Annotated in this window: 13 protein-coding genes; 1 reads left to right on the forward strand and 12 read right to left on the reverse strand. The window is 37.2% G+C overall.

Annotated features, from left to right (window positions below):
- Positions 1-16: 16 nt before the first annotated feature.
- The 5 genes from filE to NQ782_RS15945 form a co-directional block, all read right to left on the reverse strand.
- Entirely contained in the window at positions 17-1,321 is a 1,305-nt protein-coding gene (filE, locus tag NQ782_RS15925; RefSeq protein WP_272369374.1) for a putative pilus assembly protein FilE, read from the reverse strand.
- Complete coding sequence (locus NQ782_RS15930; RefSeq protein ID WP_005124689.1) at positions 1,315-2,979, reverse strand: OmpP1/FadL family transporter; 1,665 nt, start codon at positions 2,977-2,979, stop codon at positions 1,315-1,317. The genes filE and NQ782_RS15930 overlap by 7 nt, the downstream gene beginning before the upstream one ends.
- Before the next feature lie 12 nt (positions 2,980-2,991).
- Complete coding sequence (locus NQ782_RS15935) at positions 2,992-4,194, reverse strand: hypothetical protein (RefSeq protein WP_004748242.1); 1,203 nt, start codon at positions 4,192-4,194, stop codon at positions 2,992-2,994.
- A gap of 45 nt (positions 4,195-4,239) precedes the next feature.
- Positions 4,240-5,073, reverse strand: coding sequence for a C39 family peptidase (locus NQ782_RS15940; protein ID WP_000889486.1), 834 nt, complete (start codon positions 5,071-5,073; stop codon positions 4,240-4,242).
- A gap of 296 nt (positions 5,074-5,369) precedes the next feature.
- Positions 5,370-6,257 carry a DUF6160 family protein gene (locus NQ782_RS15945; RefSeq protein ID WP_000781585.1) on the reverse strand — a complete coding sequence of 296 codons (888 nt, stop codon included), beginning with the start codon at positions 6,255-6,257 and terminating at the stop codon, positions 5,370-5,372.
- A 318-nt stretch (positions 6,258-6,575) separates the two neighbouring features.
- On the opposite strand from NQ782_RS15945, the gene NQ782_RS15950 reads away from it, so the two are divergent.
- Positions 6,576-7,964, forward strand: a complete 1,389-nt coding sequence (locus NQ782_RS15950) for an anthranilate synthase component I family protein (protein ID WP_370529509.1) — start codon at positions 6,576-6,578, stop codon at positions 7,962-7,964.
- Between the two features lie 3 nt (positions 7,965-7,967).
- On the opposite strand, the gene hisC is transcribed toward NQ782_RS15950, so the two are convergent.
- From hisC to NQ782_RS15985, 7 genes are all read right to left on the reverse strand, one after another.
- The gene (gene hisC / locus NQ782_RS15955) at positions 7,968-9,053 is read right to left on the reverse strand and encodes a histidinol-phosphate transaminase (RefSeq protein ID WP_000218882.1); all 1,086 of its coding nucleotides are present in this window, start codon (positions 9,051-9,053) and stop codon (positions 7,968-7,970) included.
- Positions 9,054-9,122: 69 nt separating this feature from the next.
- A complete protein-coding gene (gene hisD / locus NQ782_RS15960; protein WP_057093274.1) occupies positions 9,123-10,412 on the reverse strand; it encodes a histidinol dehydrogenase in 1,290 nt (429 codons plus the stop codon).
- Positions 10,413-10,517: 105 nt separating this feature from the next.
- Positions 10,518-11,201 carry an ATP phosphoribosyltransferase gene (gene hisG / locus NQ782_RS15965; RefSeq protein WP_001000724.1) on the reverse strand — a complete coding sequence of 228 codons (684 nt, stop codon included), beginning with the start codon at positions 11,199-11,201 and terminating at the stop codon, positions 10,518-10,520.
- Positions 11,201-12,457 carry a UDP-N-acetylglucosamine 1-carboxyvinyltransferase gene (gene murA / locus NQ782_RS15970; RefSeq protein WP_000357156.1) on the reverse strand — a complete coding sequence of 419 codons (1,257 nt, stop codon included), beginning with the start codon at positions 12,455-12,457 and terminating at the stop codon, positions 11,201-11,203. The genes hisG and murA overlap by 1 nt, the downstream gene beginning before the upstream one ends.
- A gap of 6 nt (positions 12,458-12,463) precedes the next feature.
- Positions 12,464-12,715 carry a BolA family iron metabolism protein IbaG gene (gene ibaG, locus NQ782_RS15975; protein ID WP_001083680.1) on the reverse strand — a complete coding sequence of 84 codons (252 nt, stop codon included), beginning with the start codon at positions 12,713-12,715 and terminating at the stop codon, positions 12,464-12,466.
- 138 nt (positions 12,716-12,853) lie between these two features.
- Positions 12,854-13,192, reverse strand: coding sequence for a ribosome hibernation-promoting factor, HPF/YfiA family (hpf, locus tag NQ782_RS15980; protein ID WP_001167461.1), 339 nt, complete (start codon positions 13,190-13,192; stop codon positions 12,854-12,856).
- 168 nt (positions 13,193-13,360) lie between these two features.
- A complete protein-coding gene (locus tag NQ782_RS15985; RefSeq protein ID WP_000778202.1) occupies positions 13,361-14,809 on the reverse strand; it encodes an RNA polymerase factor sigma-54 in 1,449 nt (482 codons plus the stop codon).
- Between the last annotated feature and the right edge of the window lie 308 nt (positions 14,810-15,117).

Raw genomic sequence — 15,117 nt, forward strand, 5'->3', positions numbered from 1 at the left:
GCTACCCTACTTATTTTTAACGTAATACCGAAATTTGAATTTGTCCCTGATTTGTTAACTCTTTTTCTGTAACATCCACAGCAGAAGATAAAGGCGTCATCATAATATAATGTGCTGAAGGCGGTACTTTTAAAACTCCTTGAATCGATGCATGCTGTAACATAGTCGAAGGATAAGATTTGCTTTTAAACCCGCTCACTCCTTCCAGAATACAGCCTTTATCATCCAAAAATACAACGAGTGGCCAATAATATAGAGGCTTCTCATTACTAGAAGCAAAAGACATAACTTTTAAATGCTGAACAGAAGGATTTAACTGTACCAACTCATATTCAAATTTTTCTTTCAATGGCTTCCGTGGCCATAAGTTTACTTCCTTATTTGTGCTAAGCGTTTTAATTGATTTTTTATAATCTTTAATAAAGCACTTATCTTGTTCAAAAGCTGCTTCTAGCTCTTGTGAAGACAAACGCATGTACGTCGGCGCTAAAACAACAGTAGAGTCTTGGTCTTGAGTTTGTCGATTGAAAAGCTGATCTAAAGTTGATCGACTTACACCCTTTTTCCGCTCTACTGATTCAGTGCGCCCCAAACCATCAGGCATAAGGTAAAACCGCTTCTTACCTTCAATGTTAAATTCTTGATCTTCAAGATATTCATTATTTACATACTCTACACCATCAATAGTTGTAAATTTAGATTTATCGAGTGAAGAATCGGAGGATGGTGCAGCTTGAGATGTACTCTTTATTGGTGGAGGAACGAGAACTAACTTTTTTTGCCATTCATTATTAGATACTGAAGGGGCATTTCCGCTCTCAATAATTTTATTTTTTTCTGTGGATGTTTTTAAATCATCACTGACTACTGAAACAGTTTTTGTATTTTTCTGAGTTTTTTGCGGTGCAGTCGGTGCAGTCGGTGCAGTCGGTGCAGTCGGTGCAGTCGGTGCAGTCGGTGCAGTCGGTGCAGTCGGTGCAGTCGGTGCAGTCGGTGCAGTCGGTGCAGTATTTAATTTTTCTTGGACATGTTGTTCCAGTTTTTTCGGTAAATTTTTAGTTTGTTCTTTTTCTTTAGATGTTTTTTGTACAGCATCTACTATAGGTTGATTCTGCTGAGTTTGTGGTTTTCTTTCCTCTATTTTAGGGATAGGTTGTTTTTTCTGATCAATTCTTTTACTTGGTACAATCATAGGCCGCCCATCTGGCCCAATAATTGTATAAAAACCGTCTGCATAAGATACAGAAATACTTGCTATCGCAACGCATAAAGTTGTGATAGCAAATTTAGGGCTAAACATCCATTTATATAGTCTTACCATTTCGTTCTATAGCTCAAACCAAGTACTGTAACTTTGGTATTAGTTTTCACATCCAAACCAGCGTATGGGTTTAATAAGATATTATCGACACCACATTTATTCGATAATGTACTCGTACAAGCTGGAATATTGTCACGACTACGTAGGAAACCGACTGAAAGATCTAGATCTGTATCCGCATCAAAACGATAACCCACGCCGAGACCAAATAATTGCGCATTATTAATTGGAACCATGGTATTACGTTTATCATCAGGAATAGCACTAGCACGCGGTTCATAACCTGCACGTAATTTTAAACGATCTGTTGCGGAATACTCTAAACCGATACCCCAACTCCATGGGGAAGTAAACTTCAATGGTAATGCCAAGGAGTTATCAGTCACATTATTAGATAGTAATTTTGCAACTTTAAGTAATGAAATCTGGCGATCAAATTCAAATTTAAATTTATCCCATGCTGAATAGTCAGTCCATCCAACATCTAAGTTCAATTGTAAATCTGGCAATATCTTATATTTAATACCCGCCTGAAAATGGGCTGGATATTCTAAATCCATTGCTACTAAGCCTGACTCAATATCAGGAACATAACCTGGCAACCCAAGAATTCTAGCTAAAACTTGACCAGTTAAAGAGGAGTTAAGTCCTGATACAAGTTGCTGAGGCGCTTTGGCATTATCAATCATATATTTGCCTTTTAAACGCATCTTGGCAGAGCTCTGATATACCATACCGAACCCAAAATTATCTGTTGGCTCCCAAAGCAATCCTAAGTTGTAACTTGGGCTTAAAGATTGTTCTAATGAAACCTGTAGTGCTCCCATCTTACCAAATGGATTCATGCCTTCTTGTGTGTTACAAATCCCAAATAATAGTAAGTCGGTGATCATGTCATTATTATTTTTAAAAGGCTTACAAACCACCTCATCAACCATACGTAATACCCCTATCATCTCATTAGGGAAACGTAAGTCGGTTTTTAATGCAAGGGCGTTATATGACATCCCTACAGAAGCGCCAATCGATAAATGATCATTTACCTGATAACCAAAAGATGGTGATAAATAGGTAATCCGCTCAACAGCAACTTGCTGACCCATGTAGTTACCAGGGTTTCCATTTTCAGCTCCAAAACCTGCAACCAACGGTGCATACACGGCTGTTGCATAAGTTACTTTTGATCCTGGTGGCTTATAGGCAATTCCTGCTGTAGGGGCAACTAGTGGATAACCAGCTCCGAGATCTACCATTTTTTTAAGAATAGGTACATACAGGCTCGCGTACTCCACGTCACCATGAACGGAGTCTTTAAAATCTGTACAAATATTGGCTGAAACTTCTGGGCCATCATTACAAACAATCGGGTCATCTGAATAACCAAAAACGTTATATCCAGGCGGTGCTGAGAATTCTCTTTGAATATCAAAGTTTGCAAGAATCCCCTGTACATCTGTTTGCAACCCATCAATTTTTGCTAAAGCTGCAGGGTTAAAATGAACTGCACTAATACCAGGAGGGTCTGCAGTTACTGCATTCCCCATGGATAAGGAGCGAATATCAACAGCTAGGTTTTGTCCTAATTGAGCATTGGCAAAGCTAGAAAAACCGGAGATAACAATTGCCGCCGTTAAAGGACATAATTTAGGATATTTCACCTGCATATCTCCTTATTTTTGTTTTTTATTAAAACCTAAAATATCTAACGGGAATGACAAGCCAAGTGAAATATCTGGCGCATCTTCAGTTAAACCAATTCCAACCGTACCATTAACAATAGTCTCAGGAGAAACGCGAACACCTAAAGCAAAAGACAACATCGCGCTACTTTGATCGGGTGATTTATAGTTTTCCCCATTTTCAAACTGGAATTCGGCATCCATATTGAAGCTTTGCTGATACGACATTGTTAAAGACACATCATAGTTAAATGAATATGCAAAACCGAAAGAAAAACCGCCGCTAATCCCTGGATCAAAACTTTTTAAAATACGAGGACCGGTTTCATCATCACCTCCCCCTCTGTTTTGATTTAAACCAGTTTCCTTAAATCCGTAATTTGCCGAGGCTGATGCAAATAAAACAACTGGGTCAATATATTTACGGGTACTAGCGCCGACACCTACAGAATAATATCCTTTACCTGTTGAAAGCTCATCTAAACCAATTTCATACGGACTATCACCAGTCTTCGTTGATAAGCTACCAAAAAGAACTAAAGGTAGACGGCCTTGTTTTAAAGGAAAAGGTTCCCAACGCGCCCCTAATGAAATATCGCCCAATCCTGCGGTTGTTGTATCCCGAATAATTTCAGACTTCGCAACAAAAGGTAAAGTTGCTGATAAAGTTAAGTTATCTAGTACCCCGTACTGGACTGTGAAGCTATTAGTTAAAGTATGGTTTGCATCTTCTTCAACCCGTAATCTGTTTAAACGGGTAGAACTACTATCTAATGCCAAATCAATTCTTGTATCACGATAATAGGTATAATCGAGATCATAATAAGAGGAAATTACCCCCTTCTTAATTAAAGAATATTGACGTTCATTTGAAGTAAATACTTCTTGTAGATTTGTCTCTTGACTTGCATCACCTTCTTTCTTCTGCAGGGCGCTAGCAGCTTGATTTGCCCCGCTATTATTTTCAGGTACATTCGTAGATGATGTCTCAGAAGCTTGTGTTCCCGCATCTGTACTAACAGAAGAAGAATTTGTCGCTTCAGTAGCTAGAGAATTTACCTCAACTCCTGCCTCTGTGCTCTGATTTGATGATTCTACCTGTGTTTGTTGTACCTGATCCTCAGCATAGATTGTCCCTGTAATGGCACTCATACTTAAGGCCAAAACACTCATTTTAATCCATCGATTATCCATATTTCTTCCCACCCAATTTATTTATTTTATTAAATTAAAATCTGACTATTTACGCTTGTAATAAAGACGCATATAAGTATCTATCGGCTGATTATAAGTTGAGGAATGAGTATCAGTATCCAAAACTCGCCGCATCGTAGAAGCCTTATTTGCTAAACGGTCATATTTATATGTGGGATATTGCACATCAACAAAAGCATATCTATTGACTGTTGCATCCTCTACATGGCGCATATCCGAATCTTTTAATGCTAATAAGTCTTTACGCTGAGATTCAGGAACTGAAATTACAAATAACGTATTATTATCCCAAATTTCCTTAAAACGATTTTCATCAAAGCTGATATTCCCTAAAGCTGGATCAGCTACATATACTCGTCCATCTTTATAAGCTTTATATACGACAAAATGTTTAAAACCAGCATATGAAATCGGAACAATTGCAGGTTGACCGAGTTTAACTAAATCAGAAAACTCTCCTCGGTAACCACCACTCTCTAAACCAATTGCTGTGACAAAGCGTTTCATATCAAGGAGCGAAAAGCTTCGGCGTTCAATAATACGTTGATACTCACCGTACTGTAGCAAACCACTCATTGTTTGCTGTTCCGTTAAACTCGTACCAACATAACCATTTAATAAAGTCGTAAGGGCAGCAGACCCACAACTATAATCGTAGGCTTGTCGAACAATTCCACGAAACTGGTCTTCAACAGCTGGTTTTATAGTAACTGGTTCAATATGATTTCGATGAAAAGATAAATTACGTGAATCGGCAGTCTCTGTATAATAAACAGTTCCCGGCGGTTTTTTTTCTATTTCGAAGGCTTCTGTCGCAAAGTAATATATCAATGCTGAGCCTAAAGCAATCTCTAACATAAGCACTTGGTCTAAATGGTAGCCTATCTGGCCTTATTCATTTTATTCTTAGAGCAATAGCTCTACATCCCTGTGTGTTGAAGATACCTTTTTTTTCTGTAAAAAACAGCTTTTTTTTAATATTTTTGATGAATGTATAGTTTTACTATAGATGGAATGATAATTACCCCTCATTTTTCTATAAATAATTTAAATACATTTAAAACTTATATAATAATTTTTATTATAACCATATAAAAAAGCTTTTTATTTTTATAAAAAAAGCGCGTATAAAACGCGCTTTTTTTATATTTAAATTAATGACCAGATATTGTGATAGTTGTATTTGCCACATTTAAACCTTGAATTTCAAGATCACCAATTGAAGCAGCTTTAACTGCACCTGTACCCCAGGTACCATCACTAGCTTTAGTATTTGTTCCTAAATGTACACCACCTACATACACATTCATATCTTGAGCACTAGTACTCTTAACTTGTAGGCCATTTCCAGTAACAGAGATATCAGCTTTAACGTCTAAATCACCTGTAGCGTTACCAGCTCCACGCACCATCACTTTATCCAATAAAATCGAACCGCCACCCGCAGCATCATTAATACCAAGGTTAGAAATTGTTAAGCCACCTTTCAATGCAGAATCGACTTTAATCATAGCGCCTTGTGGTGTAGCACCTAATTGTACATTTGCAGTAATTTGTCCTAAAGATAAATCTAAGCCAGAGATAATTTCAGTTGGAGCTGTTTCTGTAATACCACGCAAAGCGGTAGTTTCATTTACCGTACCCGAAGTACCTACACCGATTGAACCTACATGGATATCAACCGCACCAACTGTAGCAGCAACATTTAAGAAAGCGCCATTAGTACTTGAAGCACCATTAGTATCAATTGCTAAATCTAAAAGATTGCCAGTACCAGTCTGCTTAAGAGTTACATCACTAATAGCAAGCGCACCAGCAGTACCTGTAGCACCAGTAATACCTGTAGTAGTAGCTAAACCATCATTATCATGTAAATATAATTTGTCGATAGAAATACCACTAGTACCTAAAGCAATACCGATATTAATACCATCTTGACCTGTAGCAGCACTGAGCGCAGCATCATCCATTGATTGCATTGCCATTGCATTTGCACTGATAGCTAAAGAAGAAACTAAAGCAAGTTTAGTGAACATTTTCATTGAGCACTCTCCCAAGAGCATTTATTTTTTGACTTTAACCACTCTTACTGTCTCAAGTTGCATTTTTCTTTTATGGCAACCGAAACTTCCAATCCTTGAGTAGTTTTGCTTAGCAATTACTAAATTACAGCTACGTTAATTTTTGTTCAACTAGTGTAATGCATTTTTTGCCAATTACCCGATAAACGGTACGGTGTCTAACTGACTAAAAAAATTTATTACTATTCTGAAATCTGAAGGATAATTCGGTTATTTTTTCCACGAAATGTTAGGGTCTTTTCACTCAACTGCCTGTTGAACTCTAACTTGTAGTAAACTATGCCACCTCTTCCAAACTCTCACATGTTTAAAATGTCTCATTTAAAGAAAAAAATCTCTTTAGAAAGCTATTACTCCGCTGCCGATATTTTAAAAAAATTAGAAGAGTTAACTGGACTTGTATATCTTCAAGATGATAACAATCCTGTTATTGGTTTTTTGCCAAAAAATTATTTAATCACTCAAAATAACCAAAACTTTTTATTCACTAAAACTGATTTAAATAAATATAAGTTTTCATCTTATATAGAAAATCTTTTAGATTTTACACAATTCCAATCTCAAGAACTAAAAAATAGCAATAGAGAAAAAATAAGTTTTAAGGGTGGATATATTGGTTTTATTAGTTATGACTTTTCTGCACATCAATTTATAAATAATCAATCACATAAACAACCGTCTTTATTTATAGGTTCCTATTATTCTTTTATTAAAAAAATAAATAATGAATGGTATTTTTTTAGCGATGAAAATAATGCTTTTGAAATTTTTAACTATCTTTTAGCTCTACTCAATAAACCTTCTAGCAAACTACAAAAAAACAATTTTAAACTAGAACAAAATATTCATCCTCGCTGGTCTAAAAATACATACCTAACTGCTTTTCATAAAATACAAGAATATATTAAGGCAGGAGATTGTTATCAAATTAACCTTACTCAAGAATTCAAAGCGAATTTTACTGGTTCGTTATTAAATAAAGCAGATGAGCTATGGAATTTAACCAATGCACCATATTCTGGTTATTTAAAATTAACAGAATTTGAGTTGTTAAGTTGCTCTCCTGAATTATTTATTGAATTTAATGTAGATAAGCAAATTAAAACCAGGCCCATTAAAGGTACAATGCCTCGTTATGAGAATAAAGAGCAGGATTTACTTTCAAAACAAACTTTAAAAAATTCTAAAAAAGATCAAGCAGAAAATGTGATGATCGTTGATCTATTACGTAATGATTTGAGCATTTATGCCAATACAGGTTCGGTAAAAACAACAAAACTATTCGAAATTGAGAGCTTCAATCAAGTTCATCATATGGTGAGTGAGATTACGGCTACACTTAAAAATGATATTAATCCTATGCAGATGTTACTCACTGCTTTACCAGGAGGTTCAATTACAGGAGCTCCTAAAATTCGGGCAATGCAAATTATTGAAGAGCTAGAAGGCGCACCTCGGGGAGCATATTGCGGCACTTTAGGATATTTTAATTTCGATGGTACTGGACGCTGGAATATTTTAATTCGTAGTTTTCAACAATATCAAAACCAGCTCTCTATTTGGGCAGGCGGCGGTATTACTATTGCTTCAGAGGCTGAGGCTGAATATCAGGAAAGCCTTGATAAAATCTCTGCTATGCTGAACTTGATGAACAGCACAGCAGAATAAGTATTAAAGAATATCTTGCTTCAAAGTTTGAACTAAACGCGCGTTTTGCTCATCAGTTCCAACCGTGATACGTAAAAACTGATTAATGCGAGGCTTATTGAAGTAACGAACAATAATGCCCTGCTCACGTAATTTTTGTGCAAGTTGCCCAGCATCATGCTGTGAATGCGTAGCAAAAATAAAATTCGCTTTCGATGGCAAAACGTTAAAACCAAGTTCAGTTAAATCACGAACAAGTTTCTCTCGACTTGATATAACTTTTTGGCACTGCTCTTCAAAATAAGCCTGGTCTTCAAAAGAAGCTACCGCTGCTGCAATAGCAAAGCGATCAATTGGATATGAATTAAAACTATTTTTTACAGCCTCAAGTGCTGCAATCAAGTGCGACTGAGCAATCGCAAATCCGACTCGTAGGCCTGCTAAAGAACGAGACTTTGAAGTCGTTTGGCATACCACAAGATTTTCATAGCGGTTTATCAAACTTACAGCTGACTCAGCACCAAAATCAACATAAGCTTCATCAATCACAACTACGCGGTCCGGATTTGCCTGTAATACTTGTTCGATTTCTGCCAAGCTGAGCGCAATACTTGTTGGTGCATTTGGGTTGGTAATAATAACCCCACCATTTGGCTGGGTATAATCTCGCACATCAATTTCGAAATTCTCATTGAGAGGAATTTCTTTTGTTTTTGTACCAAAAAATTGGCTATAAACTGGATAGAAACTATAAGTGATGTCCGGATACAGGATTGGTTCATCTTGAAGAAAAAATGCTTTAAAGATATGAGCCAACACCTCATCAGAACCGTTACCTACAAAAACTTGAGATACATCAATATCCTGTTGTTTGGCAATTGCTTGCTTTAACGCTGTCGCATCCGGATCTGGATATAGACGCAGCACATCGGCTTGTTCATGTAACACTGCTTGAACTGCTTCTACTACTTTTGGTGATGGTGGATACGGGTTTTCATTGGTATTTAACTTTAATAGATTCTGGATTTTAGGTTGTTCACCTGGCACATACGGCTCTAATTCACGAACCTCAGGACTCCAAAAACGCATTTGTGCTGTAGATACAGTCATAGTCTTATCTCAAAAAAGGGCTGAAAGTCAGCCCTGAATAATCATGAAAAACACTGATAGGCTTAAAACTTATTGATAACGATAACGCGCCGAGCGTGCATGGGCATCGAGATTTTCTTGAACAGCAAGTACATCAGCTGTTTTAGCCAAAGTCTTAACACCATCTTTTGAACACATGATCAAACTAGAGCGCTTTTGAAAATCATATACACCAAGTGGCGAAGAGAAACGAGCTGTGCCAGATGTCGGTAATACGTGGTTTGGGCCAGCACAATAATCACCAATTGCTTCAGGAGTATAGCGACCCATAAAAATTGCCCCTGCATGACGAATATCTTGGCTCATCGCTTCGGCATCATCAAGGCATAATTCCAAATGCTCTGGTGCAACCTGATTAATTAAATCAACTGCTTCAGCACGGTCTTTTACCAAAACTAATGCGCCACGATTTTCAATCGATGTACGCGCAATCTCGGCTTTAGGCAATTCATTTAAATGTTTCTCAATTGCAGACTCTACTGCTTCTAATAATGCTTCATCTGGAGTAATGAAAATAGCTTGAGCTACTGTGTCATGTTCAGCCTGAGATAATACATCCATCGCTAACCATTCAGCATTATTCACACCTTCTGCATAAACTAATATTTCAGAAGGTCCAGCAATCATGTCGATACCCACCTGACCAAATACAGCACGTTTAGCAGCTGCCACAAATCGGTTTCCAGGACCCGTAATTTTATCAACACGTGGAACAGTTTGAGTACCATAAGCTAAAGCAGCAACAGCTTGTGCCCCACCAATGGTAAATACTCGGCTAACACCTGCTAGATAGGCGGCAGCTAAAACGAGTGGATTTAGTTCACCATTTGGCGCTGGCACAACCATAATAATTTCAGGTACACCGGCCACATGTGCTGGTACCGCATTCATAAGTACAGATGAAGGATAAGATGCAAGTCCGCCTGGTACATAAATACCAACACGGTCAAGTGGCGTCACTTTTTGTCCTAAGGTATTACCCAAATTATCTACATAAGTCCAGCTATCTTGTTTTTGAGCTTCATGAAAAGTACGAATACGATCAGCTGCAAGTTGCAGGGCTTCACGAATCTCTTGATTTAAACCATCAAAAGCAGCTTTAAGTTGTTGTTGAGACAATTCTAGATCGGAAAATTGATGCGCTGGATGTCGATCGAACTGTTGAGTAAGTTTTAAAACATGATCATCACCATGCTGACGAACATCAGCAATAATTTGATCTACTGTTTGAACTAAATTAGGATCATTAACGGTTTCAAAAGCTAAAAGCTCGGCAAAAACCTGTTTGAAGTTCTGATCTTGAGTCGATAAACGTCGCATCAATTTACCCACAAGGCGAAAAAGAAAAACCAAGTTTACTCTTTTTCTAAGCTCTTGTGGGCATCATATCTACAACTATCGCAAAAGCATGATAGGAAATTACTTTTAACGTGATTGAACAGCTTGTTCAAGTTGGGAAATGATTGGGTTCAATAAAACCTGTTTACGCTTAAAGCTCGCTTTATTGACAATAAGACGTGAAGATACTTTGCAAATTTCTTCTAATGGCTCAAGACCATTTGCTCGTAAAGTATTTCCAGTATCCACTACGTCAACAATATAATCGCCCAAACCAACTAATGGTGCTAACTCCATAGAACCATAAAGTTTAATAACATCAACCTGTTCGCCTAAGCTCGCATAATATTGACGTGTAAGATTGACATACTTAGTGGCAATTTTTAAACGACCTTTTGGGCGTTCCATTCCTACTTTACCAGCAGTCATTAATTTACATTTCGCAATCTGCAGGTCCAATAACTCATAGACATGCTGAGCGCCATGTTCCATAAGTACATCTTTACCAGCTACACCTAAGTCAGCTGCACCATTCTCAACATAAGTTGGCACATCAGATGCACGTAAAATTAAAATACGAACCTGCTTATGTGTGGTTGGAAAAATCAACTTACGCGATTTTTCCGGGTCTTCAAGCAAGTTAATACCGGCTGTAGCAAGTAAAGGTAAAGTTTCTTTTAAAATACGTCCTTTACTCAGTGCCAAGGTCAAACCATGATCAAAATTACCCATTACGTTAAAATTAGGATCATCGTTTCTTACGTCATTCATTAACTTACTCGCTTAATTTTGGCACCTAAACCTTGAAGTTTTTCTTCGACATGCTCATAACCACGGTCAATATGGTAGATACGGTCAATTAATGTATCACCTTCAGCAACCAAAGCCGCTAAAACCAAAGAGAATGAGGCACGTAAATCTGTTGCCATTACAGGTGCTGCCTGTAATTTTTCAACACCAGTTACAACAGCATCATGACCTTCGACCTGAATATTAGCACCCATACGTGATAATTCAGGAACGTGCATGAAACGATTTTCAAAAATGGTCTCAGAAATCGTTGCAAACCCGCGGCCAATTGCATTTACAGCCATAATTTGTGCTTGCATGTCGGTCGGGAATTCTGGGTGAGGTAGTGTTCTAAAGCTTACTGCTTTGGGACGCTTACCCAACATATCCAATTCAATCCAGTCATCGCCACGGGTAACTTCAGCACCCATTTCTTCAAACTTATCTAAAACAGCCTCAAGTAATGAAGGATCTGTATGGGTGGTTTTTACACGTCCACCAGTAATCGCAGCAGCAGCTAAGTAAGAACCTGTTTCGATACGGTCGGCAACGACTGCATATTCACAACCATGTAGACTTTCTACACCAGTAACAACCAATGTATCCGTATCTAAACCTTCAATTTTTGCGCCCATTTTAATAAGCATTTGCGCAAGATCAGTAATTTCAGGTTCACGTGCAGCATTACGAATTGTGGTTACACCATCTGCCAAAGCAGCTGCCATTAAAATATTTTCGGTGCCGCCAACAGTAACCATATCAAAAACCACTTCGCCGCCTTTCAGACGACCATCAACAGTGGCATGTACATAACCATTTTCAACTTCGATATGTGCACCCAATGCTTCTAGGGCTTTTAAGTGTTGATCTACTGGACGAGAGCCAATAGCACATCCACCAGGTAATGAAACCTTGGCATTTCCGTAACGCGCTAATAATGGCCCTAATACCAAAATAGATGCACGCATTGTTTTGACAAGCTCATAAGGAGCAAACTGGTTATCTAAAGTAGAAGTATCTGCCTTAACCGTGTCATTTTCATAACTAATTGTGACACCCAGTCCACCAATTAATTTCACCAAAGTATTTACATCTTTAAGATTTGGAACATTGGTTAATGTAATTGGAGAGTCAGCAAGAATCATTGCCGCAAGTAACGGTAAAGCCGCATTTTTAGCACCAGAAATGCGTACTTCCCCTTCGAGCTTAACACCGCCCGTGATTAAAAATTTATCCATTAATATTTAAGCTCCGAAAAGGCTTGCTTTGCGCCATTCATCTTTGGTCATCGCACGAATTGTTACGGCATGAACTTCGCCACTTGCAATATAAGTATTTAATGGTGCATAAACTGCTTGTTGGCGGGCAACAGTACGCTTACCTTCAAATTGATCATCCACAATACGGAGGTCAAATTTTCCAGCCTGTCCGCTCACCACTACTTCCGCCTCAGGAAAAGCTTCTTTTAAAATTTGAGTGAGCTGTTCACTATTCATTGCAAAGACCTCTGACACAACCTACGGTGTAAAACAAAGTATTTTACTATAACTTTTTCAAAGAATTCAGTACGTGTTTATATTTTATCAATAAAAAAGAGGCTATATTTCAAGCCTCTCTCAATTATTAAAAACTTATTAAATAGAAACAGCAACTTGAGAATACGTACATTGCATTTTCCGATATTTTAACAATTGTTTTTTTAATTTTTCAGTCAGTTTTTTTATTGAAGTATACATATCATCCGCTGTTGCTTGAGCAAACAGCTCAATTCCAGGTAATCGAACTATCGCTTCAGCCACATGATTAGAGCTACCTTTATGTGAGCGCTTATCAATCTGATGATCTTTCGTTAATTTAATCTGCATACTATTCACCTGATCAAGATGTTTCGTTAACTGATTAAATTTTGCTTTAATATTTTCTTCTATAGCTGGTGTAATTGCTAAATGATGTCCACGAATCGTTATTTGCATAATTCTATCCCTCACCTTTTTGGGTTATATAAAGAAGAACTAAAACGATTTAATGCAATCTAAAAAGATGATTTGGGACAATTAAACCATTTTAGCTACTCCTCTTGGTGAAAATGAAATTTCATTATTTCGTCATAATGAATGAGTAGAATAGCCATACTTCAAAATTTAGATCAAGACTTTTCTCTCGGATGACGATGGAATATGTAACGATTCTCTATATTTTGCTACAGTCCTTCTAGCTACTTCTATTCCCTCTTCTTTCAATAAAGCAGCAATTGCATTATCAGACAAAGGTTTACGCGGATTTTCATTAGAAACCAACTTTTTAATCATCGCCCGAATTGCGGTAGAAGAAGCTTCACCTCCTGTGGTTGTCCCCACATGACTAGAAAAGAAGTATTTCAACTCAAAAAGTCCACGTGGAGTAAGCATATACTTATTTGTGGTAACGCGAGAAACGGTCGACTCATGTAATTCTACTTCTTCTGCAACATCCCTTAGTACTAAGGGTTTCATTGCTTCGGGGCCTATTTCAAGAAATGCTTTTTGATGCTCAACAATACAAGTCGCAACTTTTAATAATGTTTTGTGCCGTTCATCAATACTTTTTATAAAATTTTTAGCCTCAAGCATTTGATTACGTAGATATAAATTATCATCACTTTGATCTGCTCTACGAATCATACTTGAATAAAAAGAATTGATTCTTAATTTTGGCATTACATCAGGATTTAACTGAACTTGCCAATGCAAGTCCTTCTTGGCAACGACTACGTCAGGAATTTGATATTCTGATTCTTGCTTTTCAAAATCCATGCCTGGATAAGGCTTTAATGTTTTTAATAAATCAACTGCAAATTTTAATTGTTCTTTGGAAAGCCCTGTTTGCTTCAATAATTTATTAAGATCATTCGCAATCAGTAATTCGTAATATTGAAGTAGACTTCTGGCTTCTTTCAAATATTCAGTTTCTCGAGGCAAGAACTCCAACTGAACTTTTAAACATTCAGCTAAATTACGAGCTCCGATACCAATTGGATCAAGACGTTGAATATGTTTTAAGACTACTAAAACTTCATCCTCTTCCACTTCCTCGTCTATATCCATCTCACTTAATAAATGCTGTACTGCCAGAATAATCTCTTCTAATTCAGCATCCAGAAAACCTTTATCATCTAAAGCATCAACTATGCAATAAGCAATCAACTGATCTATTTTTGAAAAATGCAGTAAGTTCACTTGCTCCAAAATATGTTCTTTAAGCGTCAGGTGAACTTGGCGATTATCTTCACGCTCTTCGAACTCAGGAGTACCCAAAGCAGTGGATTGATGTGTATAAATGTCATCCCATTCAGTATCAACAGGCAAGTCATCAGGTAAGTGATCAGCATTCAACTCTGTTGTAAGATCATCAGTTTCTTTGTGTTCTAAAGTAGATAAACTTTCTGCTAGTGATTCATCTTCTACTTTTTCAAGTAATGGATTACTATCTAATTGAATTTGGATTTCTTGCTCTAACTCTAGGCTAGAAAGTTGTAGTAAACGGATTGCCTGCTGCAATTGAGGCGTTAACGATAATGAATTCGCAACTTTCAATCCAACAGATAATTTCATATATTTCTCTTTCCAAAAAACAAGCAAAAATCATGCCTATTAATTATTTATAGCATAGAGTAATGATTTATCCTATACATTGACTCATCAATTCATGAGAAAAATAGAAATTTATTTATTAAAAAACGATAGGATTTTATTCTGTCTTATTCTTTAGTATCGATGATTCTCTGAAATTTTTATTTCCCATATAAAAAAACACCCCAACCTCTTTTGAGATTGGGGTGTTTAGAATAATGAGCTGGCGATGACTTACTCTCACATGGGTAATCCCACACTACCATCAGCGCTAAGAGGTTTCACTTCTG

This window comes from Acinetobacter sp. BD54 (assembly GCF_044778325.1).
Lineage (GTDB): Bacteria > Pseudomonadota > Gammaproteobacteria > Pseudomonadales > Moraxellaceae > Acinetobacter > Acinetobacter baumannii.

Bases quoted from the DNA above. Each gene is read 5' to 3' on its own strand.
- hpf (WP_001167461.1), bottom strand. From the start codon at position 13,192: ATGCAAATAACGATTCGTGGACATCATTTAGCAATTACACCAGCTATA.
- NQ782_RS15985 (WP_000778202.1), bottom strand. From the start codon at position 14,809: ATGAAATTATCTGTTGGATTGAAAGTTGCGAATTCATTATCGTTAACG.
- NQ782_RS15935 (WP_004748242.1), bottom strand. From the start codon at position 4,194: ATGGATAATCGATGGATTAAAATGAGTGTTTTGGCCTTAAGTATGAGT.
- filE (WP_272369374.1), bottom strand. From the start codon at position 1,321: ATGGTAAGACTATATAAATGGATGTTTAGCCCTAAATTTGCTATCACA.
- hisC (WP_000218882.1), bottom strand. From the start codon at position 9,053: ATGACTGTATCTACAGCACAAATGCGTTTTTGGAGTCCTGAGGTTCGT.
- hisG (WP_001000724.1), bottom strand. From the start codon at position 11,201: ATGAATGACGTAAGAAACGATGATCCTAATTTTAACGTAATGGGTAAT.
- ibaG (WP_001083680.1), bottom strand. From the start codon at position 12,715: ATGAATAGTGAACAGCTCACTCAAATTTTAAAAGAAGCTTTTCCTGAG.
- hisD (WP_057093274.1), bottom strand. From the start codon at position 10,412: ATGCGACGTTTATCGACTCAAGATCAGAACTTCAAACAGGTTTTTGCC.
- NQ782_RS15940 (WP_000889486.1), bottom strand. From the start codon at position 5,073: ATGTTAGAGATTGCTTTAGGCTCAGCATTGATATATTACTTTGCGACA.
- NQ782_RS15950 (WP_370529509.1), top strand. From the start codon at position 6,576: ATGCCACCTCTTCCAAACTCTCACATGTTTAAAATGTCTCATTTAAAG.
- NQ782_RS15945 (WP_000781585.1), bottom strand. From the start codon at position 6,257: ATGAAAATGTTCACTAAACTTGCTTTAGTTTCTTCTTTAGCTATCAGT.
- murA (WP_000357156.1), bottom strand. From the start codon at position 12,457: ATGGATAAATTTTTAATCACGGGCGGTGTTAAGCTCGAAGGGGAAGTA.